The sequence below is a fragment of the Myxococcus sp. RHSTA-1-4 genome (assembly GCF_020037125.1).
Taxonomy (GTDB): domain Bacteria; phylum Myxococcota; class Myxococcia; order Myxococcales; family Myxococcaceae; genus Myxococcus.
Map to the genome: position 1 here is coordinate 299,718 of NZ_JAIQDG010000006.1, position 16,100 is coordinate 315,817.

The window sequence follows — 16,100 nt, forward strand, 5'->3', positions numbered from 1 at the left end:
TCTCCATGGGTCTCAAGAACGTGCTGTCCGCCGCGGTGCTCGCCGTGGCCATGCTGTCCGCCCCGGCCGCCCTGGCGATGGAAACGGCCGAGATGGTGAAGCTGCTGGCCACCATCGACGACCGGCAGCGCAACGGCGGTGACTACAAGGCGCTCGTCTATCTGGAGCAGAAGGAGAAGGACAAGACGGACACCGTGCGCGAGGCGTTCGTCTACCGGCGCGACGCGGACGACAAGCTGATGATTCTCTTCAGCCGTCCGAAGGCGGAGGCCGGCAAGGGTTACCTCCGGCTGGACAAGAACCTCTGGAGCTACGACCCCAACGTGGGCAAGTGGGAGCGGCGCACGGAGCGCGAGCGCATCGCCGGCACCGACAGCCGCCGCGCCGACTTCGACGAGTCCCGCCTGGCCGAGGAGTACGACCCCTCCTTCGAGGGTGAAGGCAAGCTGGGCAAGTACACGACATTCATGCTGACCCTCAAGGCGAAGCCGGGCATGGACGTGGCCTTCCCCGTCATCAAGCTCTGGGTGGACAAGGACACGACCAACGTCCTCAAGCGCGAGGAGTACGCGCTGTCCGGCCGGAAGATGCGCACGGCGCTCTACCCGCGCTGGAAGAAGCTCTTCAGCGAGTCCAAGGGCGCCGACGTCTGGTACCCCGAGGAGATCCGCTTCTACGACGAGGTGGAGAAGGCGAACTCCACCACCGTGCTCATCAAGTCCATCGACCTGCGCGCCCTGGAAGCCAACCTCTTCACCAAGGCGTGGCTCGAGAGCAAGAGCCGATGACTCCGCGCAACCTCACCCTGGCCGCGGCGCTGTCCGCGGCCCTCGCCGGGGCGCCCGCCCTCGGCCAGTCCGCCCCGTCAGGTGACCGGCCCGACGAGAACGCCCTCTTCGGCGGTGAGCCGGAGAAGCCCGCCGAGGCGGCTCCTCCGCCCTCCTCCGAGAGCCAGCCGCAGGCGGACCGTCCGAGCGAGGATGCCCTCTTCGGCGGTGATGCCCCCGGGACGGAGTCGTCCGGCGCCTCTGGAGCCGCGGAGCGGCAGCCTCCGTTGACCGAGGCCTCCAAGGACGGGAGCGACCGCGACTCGGAGGCGCTGTCCGGCCCGGCGACGCGCAGCGCGTTCGACTCCGACGAGGCCGTGGATGACCCGCTGAAGATTGGTGGCCAGTTCTACCTTCGCGCCAGCGTGGCGGCGAACGAGGGGGTGTCCTTCGGCAACACCTCGTTCGCCGCGCCCACGCTGGTGGACGGCTACTTCGACGCGCGCCCCACGGACCGGATACGCGGCTACGTGGTGGGGCGGCTGAGCTACGACCCCACCCTCACCTCCGAGCCCGCCGAGGGCGCGCCGGCGAACCCGCGCGTCCTGCTGGACCAGGCGTGGCTGCGCTTCGACCTCGAGCGCACGGTGTTCTTCACCGTGGGCAAGCAGCACGTGAAGTGGGGCACGGGGCAGATCTGGAACCCCACCGACTTCCTGTCCCCCCAGCGGCGCGACCCGCTGGCCTTCGTGGACCTGCGCACCGGCGTGTCCATGCTGAAGGTGCACGTGCCCTGGGAGGCCCGGAACTGGAACTTCTACGCCATCGCCGTGATGGACGACCTGGGCACCGACGCGGGCGCCATCACGGACCCGAACGGGGGCAACACCCGCGCCGGAGGCAGCGAGCCCGTCAACCGCATCAGCCGCATTGGCGGCGCGCTGCGCGGCGAGGTGGTGGTGGGCCCCGCGGAAATCGGCGCCAGCGCCGTGGCGCAGCGTGGCCGGAAGCCCCGCTTCGGCCTGGACCTGTCCTCCGCCCTGGGCCCCATCGACGTCTATGGCGAGGTGGCCTTGAAGGAGGGCACGGACCGGCCCCTGTACCGGCTGCCCGAGGGCATCACGTTCGAGGAAATCCTCCAGAACATCCAGAACGGCATCCCGGTGGAGTCGTACATCCCCGCGGGCCTCACGCCCCAGGCGACGGCCGGCGCGAACTACAGCTTCGGGTACGGCGAGAACGACATCGCCATCGTGGGCGTGGAGTACTTCTACAACTCCACGGGCTACACGAGCTCCTTCGGCTACCCGTACCTGCTCAGCCAGGGCGCCCTCCAACCGCTCTACACGGGCCGCCACTACGGCGCCGCGTACGTCTTCCTGGACCGGCCCGGCTCGCTGGAGCGCACGTCCTTCAACCTCTTCACGCTGGGCAACCTGTCCGACCGGTCCTTCGTGAGCCGGCTCAACATGACGCACCGGGCACTCACGTACCTCACCGTGGAGGCGTACGGCGCCGTTCACTATGGCCGCATGGGCGGAGAGTTCCGGCTCGGCTTCTCGACACCGGAAATCCCCCTCAGCCCGACGGAGAGAATCCCCGCGATGACCGTGGCCGCACCCACCTTCGAGCTGGGTGCCGGCCTGCGCATCAGCCTCTGACACAGGCACGGGTCTCCGCGTCCAAGGGCCGCGTCTCCTTCACGGGGACGCGGCCCTTCGCGTTTCGGGCGCGTGGGCCCGGCTGCCCGCGTGTCCCCCGGCGGAGCGTCCCTCCCCGCCGTCATCCCGCTCTTCACATCGGCCATTCGCGGGCCCTGCCTCTGGGCGCCACGGAGCACCTCCGTCGCGCCCAACCGCGAAAGGAAACGACGAACGATGTGGTCCTTTGAGCACTCCGAGGAGACGAAGGCGAAGAGCAGTGACGTGTGGCGGCTGTACAGCGATGTCTCCACCTGGCCCCGCTGGGACCATGGCGTCGAGTGGGTGAAGCTGGAGGGCCCCTTCACCCAGGGCACCCGGGGACGGATGAAGCCCCTCGGCGGCGAGCCTGTCGGCATCCATCTGACCGAGGCCGTCGAGAACGAGCGCTTCAGCGACGAGACCACCCTGCCCCAGGCCGTGATGCGGTTCGAGCACACGCTGACCCGGGGCCGCGGTGGCAAGACGCGCATCACCCACCGGGTCGTCATCGATGGGCCCCTCGCGGAGCTCTACGTGGACGGCTTCGGCAAGAAGGTCGCCACGGGACTCCCGCTGAGCGTCAAGGCGCTCGCCCGTCTCGCCGAGCAGCCGTAGCCGCGGACCTCCGCCTCCCACACCCCTTCAGGACATTCATGCAAGACACCATCCAGGGACCTCCGTATCCCAACAAGTGCCGTCTGCCCTTCTTCCTCTACCCGCCCGCCATGTGGAGCAACCCGGAGGGCTCCGCGTTCTGCGAGCGGCTGGCGCTCGATGAGTCCGCGGGCGACTACGTCGTCTACGTCTCGGTGCCGTTCTGCCGGGTGCGCTGCAAGGCCTGCCCCTACTTCGTCCGCGTGCTCTCCCCGGAGGACAAGGAGGGCGAGGAGGAGCGCTACCTCAACGCGCTCATCGCCGACATCCGGCGCTGGGGCAGCTACCCGCGCTGGCGCGACGGCCGCGCGCGCGCCGTCTACATCGGCGGCGGCACCGGCTCCATCCTGAAGACCTCCAGCCTGAAGCGGCTGGTGGACGCCATCGCGGAGAGCTTTCCCCTCACGCCCGGCTGCGGCATCACCCTGGAGGGGAACGCGCGCGACTTCACCGAGGACAAGCTGGACTACGTCGCCAGCTCCCGCATCAACCGCGTGAGCCTCGGCGTCCAGTCCTTCGACGAGAAGGTGCTGCGCATCGTCGGCTCTCCCCACGCCGCCCAGGAGAGCATCACCGTCATCCAGGGGCTCCAGAAGCGAGGCTTCAAGAACATCTCGCTGGACCTCATGTACAACATGCCGCTCCACACCATCACCGAGTGGAAGCGCGACCTCGAGACGCTCAAGCAGCTCGATGTGAAGCACTTCACCGTCTACCTGTACCGCATCCACGAGGGCACGGCGCAGGAGCAGATGATCAAGTCGGGGCGGCTGCCTCCCGTGAGAGACCCCGACTCTCCGGAGGTGCTGGAGATGCGGCGCGAGGCGAGCCGCGTCGCCGCCGAGCTCGGCTACCGCGAGTACATGTTCGACCACTTCGCGCAGCCCGGCTTCGAGAGCGAGTACATGCTCTGGTCCTGGCGCGAGGCGGACAAGGATGCGCTCGCCATCGGCCCGGGCGCCTATAGCTACATCAATGGCTATCGCGTCGGCACCGACAAGGACGTCGCGGGCTACATCAAGGCCGTGGAGAAGGGCGAGCACCTCCTCTCCACCATCTCCGAGAAGATGGGCGAGCGGGGCCGCCGCGAGCGCTACGTCATCTTCTCGCTCGAGTTCTTCCACATCGACTTCGCCCACTACCGGAAGAACTTCGGCACCGCGTTCATGGAGGACTTCTCCGACATCGCGCACAGGCTGAAGCACAAGGGACTGGTGGAGCTGCACCCGGACCGGATGGAGCTGACCGGGCTGGGCAAGGAGTGGCGCGCCAACGTGCTGCTCGAGTTCATGAACCCCGCGTACTGGAAGGACGAGGGGGCCCTGTCCGAGCGCAACTGGTCCATGAACACCGTGATGGTGCAGATCGCCGCCTCGGACCGCCGGAAGTGGCTGGGGCTCGACTGAATGAGGGGGAACCACATGCACTACCAGAACATCGTCAACGCGTTGCGGGAGCTGGACATCGACACGGGCGCTCTCTCGCTGGACTCCCGGCTCGAAGCGGACCTCGGGCTCGACTCGCAGGAAATCGTGGAGCTGCGGGCCGCGCTCGACCAGCGCTATCGCATCCAGCTTCCGGAGCGCGAGCTGCGCAAGACCTCCACCCTCCGGGACCTCATCGGCTGGCTGGAGAAGCTCGCCCCCAAGGAGGATGACCCGGAGCGGGAGTACTCCTGCGAGGCGCGCGCGGTCATCCAGCGCCCTCGTGGTGACGTCTATGAAGCCCTCTTCCGGCTGGAGGACTGGCCGCGGCACCTGCCCCACGTGCTCGGGGTCAACGTGCTCTACGACGACGGGCGCTACCAGGAGTTCACCATGCGCGTCGCCTCGAAGACGAGCCCGCTGGAGGTCCGCTCGGTGCGCGACTGCGATGGAGCGGCGCGTATCGACTTCTTCCAGCCCCAGCCCCCGCCCTACCTCCGCCACCACTCGGGGGGCTGGCGCTTCGAGGAGCGCGCCGACGGCTCCACCGAGGTGCACACCTTCCACCGCTGGCGGCTGAACCCCGGCGTCGCGCGAGAGCTCTTCCCCCACACCGGCGTGCCCGTCGAGGAGCAGGTGCGGGACGTGCTCCTGGAGCATGCGCGGCTCGCGCTCTCCCTGTGGAAGAGCCACCTGGAGTCCCAGCGGAGGTGCGCATGAGCACGAAGTCCCATCGAACCGGGCGGTTCAGCACCTACGTGCGCGGCATCCGCATCGAGCGTGGGCCGGCGGAGGTCGCCGGCTTCCTGCGGGAGGTGTCCAACCTGCCACGCTGGACCCGCTTCTTCCTCCACGTCGGCGAGCTCCAGGGCCACGGCTACGCCGTCGAGACGCTGATGGGCCCCGCGACCACGTGGATTCACGAGTACCAGTCCGAGGACACCCACCAGCTCGAGATTGTCAGCATCATCCGCGGTGCCCGGGAGACCGCCACCCTCGACCTCTACGCGCAGGGGGAAGGGACGATGGTCCGCTTCCACCTGAGGCTGCCGTCGAAGTGGGACGCGCAGCGGGTGACCCGGCAGCTCGGGCAGCTCGACGACGAGCTGCGCACCCTCAAGCGGCTCGTGGAGTCCCATCAACCTTCAGCCCAGCCACGCCTGGCAGGTGTTCGATGAAGAGACAGACCCGCGTCGTCATCACGGGCATGGGGACCCTCAATCCCCTGGGACACTCCGTCCCCGAGTACTGGAGCAACAGCCTGGCGGGCAGGTCGGGCATCAGGCCCATCACCGAGTTCGCCGTTCCCGCCGGCCGCAGCCGGATTGCCGGCATCGTCCAGGACTTCCCGACGCCTCCGGGGCCGGGGGACCGCGGCCTGATGCTGGCACGGGCCGCCGCCCGGGAGGCCGTGCGGAATGCGGCCCTGCCCCTGGCGCGCACGCCCGCGGAGGGCTCGCGCCGGGCCGTCTTCCTCGCGACGGCCATTGCCCAGATTGGCTCCATGGAACGAGCCTTCGTCCAGCAGAGCCGGGGAGGCACGAAGCCACTCGAGCCGCTCCGGGAGCCGGTGAGAAGCTCCGCGCTGCTGCGCACCTTCCACTTCAACACCGTGGCGTCCTCCCTGGCGAAGGAGCACGGCTTCCAGGGGGCCTGCGTCACCGTCCCCACGGGCTGCACCGGTGGGCTGGACGCCATCGGCATGGCCATGGATGCCATTCGCGCGGGACAGGCCGACGTCGCCCTCACCGGAGCGACCGAGGCCCCCATCACCCCGCTCGTCGTGGCGGCCTTCGGGACGATTGGCGCCACGTCCCTGCGCAACGACGACCCGGCGGGAGCGAGCCGGCCCTTCGACGTCGAGCGCGACGGCTTCGTCCTCGCGGAGGGCGCGGGCGTGCTGGTGCTGGAGTCGCTCGAGCACGCCGTGGGCCGGGGCGCTCCCATCCTCGCCGAGCTCGTCGGTTACGGCAGCGTCAACAACTGCCATCACATGACGGACATCCCCGAGGACGGTGCCCGCATCGCGAGGTCCGCCGAACTGGCCCTCGCGGACGCGGGGCTGACGCCAGGGGACATCGACATGATCAACGCCCACGGTTCCTCCACGCCGCAGAATGACGTGGCCGAGGCCAACGCCTACTGGAGCCTCTTCGGCCCACGGGCGGAGACGCTCCCGGTCACCTCGAACAAGTCGCAGATCGGCCATCCCCTCTCCGCGTCGAACAGCATCGAGGTCATCTCGTCGGTGCTGTCCATCCGGGAGGGCACCATCCCGCCCACGCTCAACCTCCACCGCAAGGACAGCCGCTGCCGGCTGGACGTGGTGGCCCACGAGCCGCGGCAGCACGCCGTGCGGCGGGTGCTGAAGACGAGCAGTGGCTTCTCCGGAATCCACTCGAGCCTGGTCGTCCAACGCTATTCCGGGGAGGCGAGCCCATGAGCGCGCGGAACCGCTGTGTCATCACGGGGCTGGGGCTGGCCACGCCCGCCGGCTGCAACCCCGAGTCCTACTGGAACACCCTGTCGCACGGACAGCCGCTGTTCAGGGTCCACGACGTCTTCGGCACCGGAGACTCCGGGCTTCCCGTCTCGCGGGTGGAGGAGCAGGGCTTCGAGCCGGGAGTCTCCCGCCGTCAGGCGAAGAAGCTGGACCGCTTCACCCTGCTCGCGATGGCCGCCGTGCGGGGCGCGCTGCGGGATGCGCGGCTGTCCGCCGCGGAGCTGTCGCGCGAGACGCTGGGCATGGTGATTGGCAACTCGCTGGGTGGGTGGGCCTTCGTCGAGCCGATGATGTACGGCCTGTACTCGCGAGGGATGGAGAGCATCAACTCCTACGTCGCCACCGCCTGGTTCCCCGCGGCCGCGCAGGGGGAGGTCTCCATCCAGCTCGGGATTCGCGGCTACAGCAAGACGGTGTCGGCGGACCGAGTGAGCGCGGGCGTGGCCGTCATCCAAGCCGCCCGGTGCCTCGAAGCGGGGCGCCTGGAGGCCGTGCTCGCGGGTGGCGCCGAGGCGCCGCTCACCCCGCTGGTCCTCAATGCCTACCTCCAGGCCGGCGGTGGCGATGGTGAGCCCCTCGGCGAGGGCGCCGCGTTCCTGGTGATGGAGAAGCAGGCGCAGGCGCGAGCGAGGGGAGCGCGGGAGTACGCGGAGGTGCTGGGAGTGGGCCAGGCCGCCAGCCTCCACGAGTCCATGCGGGCCTGCCTGGATGCAGCCGGCGTGGCACCGGCCGGAGTCGATGCCGTCCTGGTCGCCGGCCCGCCGTCGGAGACGGAGGAGCAGGCGGCGCTCCGGGAACTCTTCGGAGGCCGCTCCAGCCTCCGCGTCACCTCGCCGAGGACGCTGTACGGGGACACCGTCGCCGCGAGCATGGCGATGGACGTGGCGAGCGCCTGCCTGTGTCTGGAGCGCCAGGCCCTCCTCCCCTCCTCGGCCGCATGGGAAGAGGCGTCGGCCTATCACCCCTTCCAGCCCGTGGTGGGCACCGCCTGGCCCGCGCGGCTGCGCAAGGTGCTCGTCAATGGCCGGGACAGCGAGGGACGGGGTGTCTCCATCCTGCTGGGCAAGCCCTCGCGGCGCTCGGTGCGGATGACGGTTTCGGGAGGCGTGGATGCCCGTGCCTGAGCTGGAATTGCTGAAGGTGGTGGCGGCGCAGTGGGCTTCGCAGTCCATCTACGCGGCGGTGAAGCTGGGCGTCATCGACACCCTGGAGCGCGCGGGAGGCACCTGCGACGGAGCCGAGCTGGCGCGCCGGAGCGAGGTGCGGGAGGAGCCACTCAACAGGGTCCTCCGCGCGCTGGTGAAGCTGAAGCTGCTGGAGGAGCCTCACCCGGCGCGCTTCCGGCTGACCGGGCTGGGGCGCTGCCTGCGCACCGGCGCGCCGGGAGCGCTGGCGAGCTGGGCCCTGCTCTGGGGCGGGGAGTTCCAGCGCTCGTGGTGCAACCTGCTGCCGGCGCTGCGCACCGGGGAGACCGCCTTCGACCAGGTCCATGGCATGGGACTCTTCGAGTACCTCCAGACCCGGCCGGAGCGGGCGCGCCTCTTCGACTCGGCGATGACGGGGCTCGCCGGGTTCCTCTACGCCCAGGTCCCCCAGGCGTATGACTTCTCCGGGTACGGCACCATCGTCGATGTCGGGGGAGGACACGGGCACCTGCTGGCGAGCATCCTGCGGCAGGCCCCCAAGGCCCGTGGCGTGCTCTTCGACCAGCCACAGGTCGTCGGGTCCGCGGGAGACGTCCTCCGCCAGGCGGGCGTGGCCGGGCGCTGCGAGAAGGTCGGCGGCGACTTCTTCTCGGCGGTCCCCGGCGGGGGCGACCTGTACGTGTTGTCGAACATCCTCCACGACTGGGACAACACGCGGGCCGAGCACATCCTCCGCAACTGCCGGCGCGCCATGGTCCCCTCGGGGCGCCTGCTGCTCGTGGAGATGATGCTGTCCTCGGAGCACGAGCCCGACCTCGCGCGGATGACGGACCTCAACATGCTCACGCTGACGGGGGGCAAGGAGCGGACCGAAGCGGAGTTCGTCGCGCTGCTGGCCCGCGCGGGCTTCCGGCTGAGCTCGGTGCGGCCCCTGCAACCCATGACCTGCCTCATCGAGGCCGTGCCCACATGAGAGACGGAAACATGTTGGAAGAGTCGATACGGATTCAGGGGGACGTGCGGCGGGTGTACGGGGCCTTCGCCGACCTCGCCGGATGGAAGGCCATCCTGCCGGACGTGCTCGACGTCCAGGTGCTCTACGACGACGGGCGGCACCAGGAGTTCCTCATGACGGTGTCCAGGCCGGCGGGGCCGGAGACCGTGCGGGGCATCCGCTTCTGCGAGCCACCCCATCGGATTGCCCTGTTCCAGCCCCAGCCCCCACCCGGCTTCCAGCGCATGGTGGGCGTGTGGACATTCGATGAGGAGCCCGGAGCCACCCGCGTGAAGGCGGAGCGGTGGTTCGAGCCGAGCGACCCGGCCACCTCCCGGGAGGCACTGGCCTCCCGGCTGCGCGGCCACCTGAAGGCCAACCTGGAGCTCTTCCGGAAGACGCTGGAGGGGCACTCATGATGAAGCTCAGCGTCTCGCTCGCCGTCGCCGGCACCGCGGCGGAGGCGTGCGAGCGATTCTGGAAGCTCGACAGCCTTCGCCAGGGCTGGCCCGCCATCCAGGAGGTCTCCGTCCGCTATGACGACACGGTCCTCCAGGAAGCGGACATGGTGGTCGAGCGGGAAGGACGCCTGGAGCGCATCCGAATCATCCGGCTGCGGAGGGGAACGGACATCGAGTTCTTCAACCCCGTGCCGCCTCCCATGCTGCGGCTGCACCGGGGCGCCTGGCGGTTCGCCAGCGCCGGCAGGGCCAGGTGCCTCATCACCGCCGAGCGGGAGTTCGTCCTCGCCGGGAGGGACGGCGAGCCGGAGGAGCAGTTCCAGTCACGGACCCGGTCCTTCCACGAGGCACTGGAGGCGCGCCTGCGCTCGCTCCTGGAGAGCGTCGGCCGTCAACACCTGACACGAGCAGAGGGCGCATGAGCGGAAAGAGCCATGAGGTGATTGTCATTGGCGCGGGCGCCGCGGGAGCCACGGTGGCCAACCTGCTGGCGGCGGAAGGGCGGGACGTGCTCCTGCTGGAGCGTGCACACGGCGAGGCGCCCCACCTTCCGGAGACGAGCTACGGCCTGCGGCGCGAGTTGCTGTGCCGGCTGGGCGTGGAGGCACAGGTGGAGCAGGTGCTCGAGCCGCCACCGCCCGTGCGCCTGCTCTCCGTCGCGACCGGAGCGAGCTGCGAGCTGCGGGTGGACCCCGGCCGGACGGAGGACCTCCAGGGCAGGAGCCTGAACCGCACCGGCTTCGATGCGCTCCTGCGAGAGGCGGCGCGCTCACGGGGCGCGGCACTGCGGACCTGCTCCGAGGTGAGGGCTCCGCTGCTGGAGGAGGGCCGGGTCGTCGGGGTGCGCTATGAGTCGGAGGGCCGTGCCATCAAGCTCCAGGCACGCGTGGTGGTGGATGCGAGCGGGAAGAGCGCCCTGCTGGGACATGCGCTCGGACTGAGACAGCCGCTCCGGAAGCTGGACCCCCGCCGGGCCGTCTTCTCCCACTTCCAGGGAGCGGCGATGGAGGCGCTCACCGAAGCGGCGCCGATGACCCTCGCCCTCATCGAGGGGGGCTACATCCTCGTGGCCCGGATGCCGGGTGGCCGAGTGAGCGTCGTGGCCGTGCTGGGGGAGCGGGCGGCGGCTTCGTTCGGCGAGTCGCATGAGTCCGTCTTCCTGGGAGCCGTGCTCCAGTGGGGCGCGCTGAGGGCCGCGGTGGAGCGTTCGCGGCAGGTCCTCCCCTTCCTGCCCGTGATGAACCAGGCCTTCGAGAGCACACGCGCGGCCGGTGAGGGCTACGTGCTTGTCGGCGAGGCCGCCTTCTTCTGTGACCCCTTCTTCTCCGGAGGTGTCTCCCTGGCCATGGACGGAGCGGAGCTCGCGGCCGGGCTGGTGTCGCGGCTCCTGGAGGGCGGGGGGCGCCCCGAGTCGCTGTACGCGGAGTACGAAGCGCGGCTGCGGGTGCTGGTCCGGCGGCGTGAGCAGGAGCCTCGGGACTGGCTCGATGCCTCGTCCCTGTCTGCGCTGGCCGTGGCGGGCGCCGACCCGCACCTCCCGTGGAGTACCTCGCGGCTGCTGCTGGGAGCGCTGGCGGGCGCGGGCGCGCTGCCGGGCGCGGCGAATCGCACGGACGCGCTCTCCGCGGCGTCGCGGAAGGCCTTCTCCGAGGTCTGAACCTCCGGGTGCTTCGATGGACCTGATCGACCTCAGCGTCACCCTGGAGTTCACCGAGTCCGAGCCGGCCCCCGTGGAAATCGACTACGTCGACCATGCGCGGGGAGCGGACATCCTCGGCAGGCCCGCGGGAATAGACCGGAGGGCCTTTCCGGATGGGCTGGGCCTGTCCCTGGAGTACGTCCGGCTGACGAGCCATTCCGGCACGCATGTGGATGCACCGGCGCACTATGGCCCCCTGTGCGAGGGCCGCCGTGCGAGGACCATCGAGGAGCTGCCGCTCGAATGGTTCTTCGGGCCGGGAGTGGTCCTGGACTGCGTCGGGGGCGTCGAGGACGGCCCCGTCACCCGCGCGGAGCTGGAGGCGCAGCTCGGCCGCATCGGCTACACGCTCGCGCCGCTCGACATCGTCCTGCTGCGGACCGGGGCAGACCGGCTCTGGGGCTCCGGCCGGTACTTCACCGACTTCCGTGGCGTCAGCCGCGAAGCGACGTCCTGGCTCGTCGAGCAGGGAATCAAGGTCATCGGAGTCGACAGCTTTGGCTTCGACCCGCCGTTCGCGCGGATGCTGGAGGACTACCAGCGCACGGGGGATGCCAGGACGCTCTGGCCCGCGCATGTCTACGGGCGCGAGCGGGAGTATTGCCAGATTGAGCGGCTCGCCAACCTGGGCGCCGTTCCGGTGACGCATGGCTTCCAGGTCGCGTGCTTCCCGGTGAAGCTCCGGCGAGCGGGCGCCGGCTGGAGCCGGGTCGTGGCCATGGTGCCCTCGTGACGGAAGGTGGCCGCGTTCATCCGCCGGCCCTGGCCATGGTCAGCAGGAAGCCCGCCTGGAGCCGCCACCAGCCGATGGTCTCGAAGGGGCCCTCCCCCGCCGCCAGCGCCAGCGTGAAGCGAGCCGTTCCATCGGGCAGGGGCTCCACGGAGACTTCCTGGAAGTCCACATAGCGTTGCACCCGGGGAGAGAGCGCCTTGTACAGCGCTTCCTTGAGGGAGAAGTGGAGCAGGACGGAGCGCGAGCGGTCCTCGGGCGCGAGCCGTTCCAGGTGGTGGCGCTCCCCGGGGGTGAGGACGACGCTGGAGATGTCGGTGCGTCGAGGGCGCGGCAGCTCGAGGTCCACTCCCACGTGGAATCCTTCATCCCTTGCGGCGAGCCCCACGGCATGGAGCCCCTTATGGCTGATGGACCCCACGACGTGGGGAGGCAGTGCTGGCGCGCCCATCTGGGAGATGGCCAGACAGGGCGCGTCCACGCCCAGGCGTCGCAAGGCGAGGCGCAGCGCGATGCGTCCGCTCGCGAATGAGGTGAGGCGTATGGGCGACAGGGTGCTGGCGATGGTCTGCTCCTCGGGGGGCAGGGCGTGCAACAACTCCGCGGGTCGCGAGGCCGCGTCGCGCGTGAGGTGGAGGCAGATGCACTCTCCGGCGGGCAGCGTCCCTTCAAAGTCGATCTCGAAGACGGACACGGACGGCTCCTTGAGGATGCGCGCACTTCACTCAAGTGACGGTCCGCCCTCCTCGTTGCCTTCGGGTTGCGCCTGGCGGGCGGGTGAGCCGGCGGCCCGACGGGCGGAGCGCCGCCCGGTGTGGTGTCTGGATGTTCCCTGGTGGGCACCTTTCAGGCATGCGCCGTCTGTGGATTGCACTCGTTGCTGGATTGAGCCTGGGTCAGACGCAGGACGAGACGCCCGTGCCGACTCCGCAGGACCCGACCATCCGCGACCCCGCCGCGGAAGCGCTGGAAGATGCCTATGAGCAGGCGGTCGAGGATGCGGAAGGCGCGCGGCCTCCTCCCGGCTACGTCTTCCAGCAGCCGCTCTCTGGAGGGGCGCCGCCCATCATCCTGGGGCCGGCCCTCCCTGATGGCTCTGCCCCTGTCACCACGGGAGAGGTCTCCAGACAACAAGCGTCCGAGGTGTACCAACCCATCCCTTCACCGCTGGAGGAACTGAGGCAGGAGGAGGCGGCGCAGGAGGCCGCGGCGGCCGAGACCTCGCCCGGTGCGGAGGAAACACAGCCCGGCGCCACCGGAACTGGCGCGACGCCCCCGGCGACAGGCACCCAGGCCGGAGCGGCCACGGGCACGACGGACCAGGATGCGACCGGTGGCGCGGGAGCGGCGGGTACGGTGGGAGCACCGGGTCAGGCCCCGACTGGCGGCACGAGCGCAACGGGTACGACTGGGGCAACGGGCCAGGATATCACCGGGGGCACGGGCGCAGCGGGTGCGACTGGAGCATCGGGCCAGGACGCAACCGGGGGCACGGGCGCAGCGGGTGCGACTGGAGCATCGGGCCAGAACGCAACCGGGGGCACGGGCGCAGCGGGTACAACTGGGGCAACAGGCCAGGATGCGACTGATGGCACGGGCGCAGCGGCTACAACTGGGGCAACAGGCCAGGACGCAACCGGGGGCGCAGGGGACGCAGGTACGACTGGGGCAACGGGACAGGGCGCGACCGGGGGCGCAGGGGACGCGGGTACGACTGGGGCAACGGGCCAGGGCGCGACCGGGGACGCAGGTACGGCTGGCGGCGCGGGAGCCACAGGTGCGGCTGGAGCTCCGGGCCAGGATGCGACTGGTGGCGCGGGCGCAGCGGGCGCGGAACCGGGCCTGGGCGGAGCGCCAGAGCAGGATGCCACGGGCGAAGCCGGCACCGGAGCCACGCAGCCCGCTCCCACCCAGCAGGAGCTGGCCGAGCTCCGTGAGCGCGTGCAGGGACTCGAGGCCGAGCTCGAGGCGCGCGACAAGGAGCGCGCCCTGCACGACCGGGCCGTGGAGCAGCACGTGGACACCTTCGGGCAGCGCGCCGTCGACGTGGAGCGGGGCCGCCAGCAGCGCCTCACCCAGATCCAGACCGCCGGACAGTGGATGCTCGCGGCGGACACGGCCCTCGAAACCGGCGAGCTGGACGTGGACAACGCGCTCAGCCTCGCGGACCGCGCCTTCTCCAACGTGCGCGCCAGCGCCGCCCGGGACGGCCAGGGCAGCGTCGTCGTCCACGCGGAGCGCGCCCGCGCCCTCATCGGCTACGCCCGGGATGCCGCCAACAACCGCGACATCTACGGCGCCCGTGTCGCCCTCCAGGATGCGGGGCTGGAGCTGAGGCTCACCCGCGAGGCCAACCTGGCGCGCGAGGGCACCGGCAACGTCCTCCTCAACCCGTGAAGAACGGCGTCGCCCCCGCGTCGCCCGGCGGTCTACTCCGTCTCGCGGAAGACCATCAGCCCGCGATACGTGTCCGTCGCGTAGATGTAGCCGTCGCCCGGCACGCGGACGTTGTTCAGCCCGTCGAAGAAGGTGAGGCCGCGTCCCGGGTCCAACTCACGCCACGTGTTGAAGTAGCCCACCTGCTGGGGCGCGCCGGGCACGGAGACGTCCAGCACCCGCAGGCCGTCCTGGTAGTAGGCCACGTACAGCTTCGTGCCCGACAGCGCCACCGAGCGGATGGACACCTCCGGCCGCATCCGGAACTCGCCCACCTGGTCCACGCCGACGTTGGGCGCCGTCACGTTCAGCACGCTCAGGTGCGCGCCCCAGTCCTCGCCCGCGTCGAAGGCCAGCGTCCGGTTGCCCACCACGCCCACCGCCGTGCTGCGAGAGGTGGCGCTCCCGAACCGCCCCAGGAACTCGGGCGCCGACGGCTTGGCGAGGTCCACCACCGCCAGCCCGAAGGTCCAGTGGCTGATGTACATCCGCCCGTTCAGGGCCGTCACGTCCAGGGGACGCTCGCCCAGCGCGGGAGCGCTGCTCTTGATGGTGTAGCGAGTGACGAGCTTCGGCGCGGTGGGCTGGGTGATGTCGTAGATGAGCACCTCCGCGTTCGGGGACGGCGACGCCGCGAGCAGCAGGTTGCCGTCGATGGCCAGCCCGGTGACCTCCACGGCCTGCTCCGGGATGGAGCGGACGCGCGCGGGCACCAGCGGGTCCGTCAGGTCGAACACCGCGATGCCGCTGTTTCGGGTGGCCACGTAGAGCGTCTGGCCGTGGACCAGCACGTCCGAGAAGAAGTCGTTGGAGGGCTTGACTCCCTCTCCCGCTCTCTTCGGCTGGGTGGGGTTGCTCACGTCGAAGATGAAGAGGCCCTCGCTGCCGGCGGTGACATAGGCCCGGCCCCCCGCCACCGCCAGCTCCGTGGCGGAGCCGCGAGGCAGCGCCACCTCTCCGGCGAGCTCCACCTTGGAGGACTCCTCCTCACCGGCCCGGCGCGTTACCCGCACCGCCTCGAAGGTGCCCCGCAGGTCCATGGCCCCGTCACGGCAGCGACGGAAGACCCCCGCCATCTCCGTCGGGCTCTTGGCCGAGCACCCCGCGACGACGAAGCGCAAGGGGTATCCATCCGCGTCCGTCAGGTCGCTGGCCATGAAGAAGGTGTCCGCCGAGACCTGGCGCTCCGTCACGCTGAAGCCGAGCAACGTCGCCCCGCTGGCCTCGCTCGACGACAGCTTCATGGAGCTGGCGGAGCCGCTGTTGTCGTTCAGCAGAACGTTGAGGTGCCACACCCCCTCGGGTTGCACGGCGGCGAGGGTGGAACGCTGACAGGCTGACAGGTCGATGGCTTCGAGCTGACACTCGGCCTTGGGTCCGGAGGTATCATCCTTGCCGCAGCCCAGGGTGAGGAACAGGGTGGAGGAGAGTGCAAGAAGGCGTCTCATGCCCCCATCCATATCATTGGGCGCCAGCACCCGATGAACCCCCCATTTCCCGCCCGGGCCGGCGCGGGTGAGACTCCCGACGTCGGGCAAGTAAACGGAAAGAAATAATCCAGGCCCTTGTATACCCAAGCCCCTGAGAGGGAGCCTCTCAGGTTGC

16 protein-coding genes are annotated in these 16,100 nt (G+C 70.1%); 14 read left to right on the top strand and 2 right to left on the bottom strand.

All coding sequences use genetic code 11. The features are described from left to right. The first annotated feature begins 5 nt into the window (after nt 1-5). The 13 genes from K8638_RS11965 (at nt 6) to K8638_RS12025 (ending at nt 12,062) form a co-directional block, all read left to right on the top strand. Nucleotides 6-788: an outer membrane lipoprotein-sorting protein gene (locus K8638_RS11965; RefSeq protein WP_223754610.1), complete on the top strand. Its 783-nt coding sequence runs from the start codon at nt 6-8 to the stop codon at nt 786-788. Further along, nucleotides 785-2,428, top strand: a complete 1,644-nt coding sequence (locus K8638_RS11970) for a hypothetical protein (protein ID WP_223754611.1) — start codon at nt 785-787, stop codon at nt 2,426-2,428. Before K8638_RS11965 ends, K8638_RS11970 begins: the two co-directional genes overlap by 4 nt. A gap of 216 nt (nt 2,429-2,644) precedes the next feature. After that, on the top strand, nt 2,645-3,064 hold the full coding sequence (locus K8638_RS11975) for an SRPBCC family protein (RefSeq protein WP_223754612.1): 420 nt from the start codon (nt 2,645-2,647) through the stop codon (nt 3,062-3,064). A gap of 38 nt (nt 3,065-3,102) precedes the next feature. After that, complete coding sequence (locus tag K8638_RS11980; protein WP_223754613.1) at nt 3,103-4,509, top strand: coproporphyrinogen-III oxidase family protein; 1,407 nt, start codon at nt 3,103-3,105, stop codon at nt 4,507-4,509. A gap of 15 nt (nt 4,510-4,524) precedes the next feature. After that, entirely contained in the window at nt 4,525-5,247 is a 723-nt protein-coding gene (locus K8638_RS11985; protein WP_223754614.1) for a phosphopantetheine-binding protein, read from the top strand. Further along, nucleotides 5,244-5,705 carry a hypothetical protein gene (locus tag K8638_RS11990; protein WP_223754615.1) on the top strand — a complete coding sequence of 154 codons (462 nt, stop codon included), beginning with the start codon at nt 5,244-5,246 and terminating at the stop codon, nt 5,703-5,705. Before K8638_RS11985 ends, K8638_RS11990 begins: the two co-directional genes overlap by 4 nt. Continuing rightward, nucleotides 5,702-6,970: a beta-ketoacyl synthase gene (locus K8638_RS11995; protein WP_223754616.1), complete on the top strand. Its 1,269-nt coding sequence runs from the start codon at nt 5,702-5,704 to the stop codon at nt 6,968-6,970. The genes K8638_RS11990 and K8638_RS11995 overlap by 4 nt, the downstream gene beginning before the upstream one ends. Continuing rightward, nucleotides 6,967-8,154: a beta-ketoacyl synthase N-terminal-like domain-containing protein gene (locus K8638_RS12000; protein WP_223754617.1), complete on the top strand. Its 1,188-nt coding sequence runs from the start codon at nt 6,967-6,969 to the stop codon at nt 8,152-8,154. The genes K8638_RS11995 and K8638_RS12000 overlap by 4 nt, the downstream gene beginning before the upstream one ends. Then, nucleotides 8,141-9,148 carry an acetylserotonin O-methyltransferase gene (locus tag K8638_RS12005; RefSeq protein ID WP_223754618.1) on the top strand — a complete coding sequence of 336 codons (1,008 nt, stop codon included), beginning with the start codon at nt 8,141-8,143 and terminating at the stop codon, nt 9,146-9,148. The genes K8638_RS12000 and K8638_RS12005 overlap by 14 nt, the downstream gene beginning before the upstream one ends. Nucleotides 9,149-9,159: 11 nt before the next feature. Continuing rightward, on the top strand, nt 9,160-9,588 hold the full coding sequence (locus tag K8638_RS12010; protein ID WP_223754619.1) for an SRPBCC family protein: 429 nt from the start codon (nt 9,160-9,162) through the stop codon (nt 9,586-9,588). Then, nucleotides 9,585-10,052 (top strand): hypothetical protein, encoded by a 468-nt coding sequence (locus K8638_RS12015; RefSeq protein WP_223754620.1) that lies wholly within the window; start codon nt 9,585-9,587, stop codon nt 10,050-10,052. The genes K8638_RS12010 and K8638_RS12015 overlap by 4 nt, the downstream gene beginning before the upstream one ends. Beyond that, complete coding sequence (locus K8638_RS12020) at nt 10,049-11,287, top strand: NAD(P)/FAD-dependent oxidoreductase (protein WP_223754621.1); 1,239 nt, start codon at nt 10,049-10,051, stop codon at nt 11,285-11,287. The genes K8638_RS12015 and K8638_RS12020 overlap by 4 nt, the downstream gene beginning before the upstream one ends. A gap of 16 nt (nt 11,288-11,303) precedes the next feature. Further along, nucleotides 11,304-12,062 (top strand): cyclase family protein, encoded by a 759-nt coding sequence (locus tag K8638_RS12025; protein ID WP_223754622.1) that lies wholly within the window; start codon nt 11,304-11,306, stop codon nt 12,060-12,062. 16 nt (nt 12,063-12,078) lie between these two features. Here the strand turns inward: K8638_RS12025 and K8638_RS12030 are convergent, their stop codons facing one another. After that, nucleotides 12,079-12,753 (bottom strand): 4'-phosphopantetheinyl transferase superfamily protein, encoded by a 675-nt coding sequence (locus K8638_RS12030; protein ID WP_223754623.1) that lies wholly within the window; start codon nt 12,751-12,753, stop codon nt 12,079-12,081. Nucleotides 12,754-14,000: 1,247 nt separating this feature from the next. On the opposite strand from K8638_RS12030, the gene K8638_RS12035 reads away from it, so the two are divergent. Further along, nucleotides 14,001-14,456, top strand: a complete 456-nt coding sequence (locus K8638_RS12035) for a hypothetical protein (protein ID WP_223754624.1) — start codon at nt 14,001-14,003, stop codon at nt 14,454-14,456. A 32-nt stretch (nt 14,457-14,488) separates the two neighbouring features. On the opposite strand, the gene K8638_RS12040 is transcribed toward K8638_RS12035, so the two are convergent. Further along, the gene (locus K8638_RS12040; protein WP_223754625.1) at nt 14,489-15,943 is read right to left on the bottom strand and encodes an LVIVD repeat-containing protein; all 1,455 of its coding nucleotides are present in this window, start codon (nt 15,941-15,943) and stop codon (nt 14,489-14,491) included. Nucleotides 15,944-16,100: the final 157 nt, after the last annotated feature.

Coding starts and splice junctions, on each gene's coding strand:
- K8638_RS11965 (WP_223754610.1), top strand. CDS start 6: ATGGGTCTCAAGAACGTGCTGTCCGCCGCGGTGCTCGCCGTGGCCATG.
- K8638_RS11970 (WP_223754611.1), top strand. CDS start 785: ATGACTCCGCGCAACCTCACCCTGGCCGCGGCGCTGTCCGCGGCCCTC.
- K8638_RS11975 (WP_223754612.1), top strand. CDS start 2,645: ATGTGGTCCTTTGAGCACTCCGAGGAGACGAAGGCGAAGAGCAGTGAC.
- K8638_RS11980 (WP_223754613.1), top strand. CDS start 3,103: ATGCAAGACACCATCCAGGGACCTCCGTATCCCAACAAGTGCCGTCTG.
- K8638_RS11985 (WP_223754614.1), top strand. CDS start 4,525: ATGCACTACCAGAACATCGTCAACGCGTTGCGGGAGCTGGACATCGAC.
- K8638_RS11990 (WP_223754615.1), top strand. CDS start 5,244: ATGAGCACGAAGTCCCATCGAACCGGGCGGTTCAGCACCTACGTGCGC.
- K8638_RS11995 (WP_223754616.1), top strand. CDS start 5,702: ATGAAGAGACAGACCCGCGTCGTCATCACGGGCATGGGGACCCTCAAT.
- K8638_RS12000 (WP_223754617.1), top strand. CDS start 6,967: ATGAGCGCGCGGAACCGCTGTGTCATCACGGGGCTGGGGCTGGCCACG.
- K8638_RS12005 (WP_223754618.1), top strand. CDS start 8,141: ATGCCCGTGCCTGAGCTGGAATTGCTGAAGGTGGTGGCGGCGCAGTGG.
- K8638_RS12010 (WP_223754619.1), top strand. CDS start 9,160: ATGTTGGAAGAGTCGATACGGATTCAGGGGGACGTGCGGCGGGTGTAC.
- K8638_RS12015 (WP_223754620.1), top strand. CDS start 9,585: ATGATGAAGCTCAGCGTCTCGCTCGCCGTCGCCGGCACCGCGGCGGAG.
- K8638_RS12020 (WP_223754621.1), top strand. CDS start 10,049: ATGAGCGGAAAGAGCCATGAGGTGATTGTCATTGGCGCGGGCGCCGCG.
- K8638_RS12025 (WP_223754622.1), top strand. CDS start 11,304: ATGGACCTGATCGACCTCAGCGTCACCCTGGAGTTCACCGAGTCCGAG.
- K8638_RS12040 (WP_223754625.1), bottom strand. CDS start 15,943: ATGAGACGCCTTCTTGCACTCTCCTCCACCCTGTTCCTCACCCTGGGC.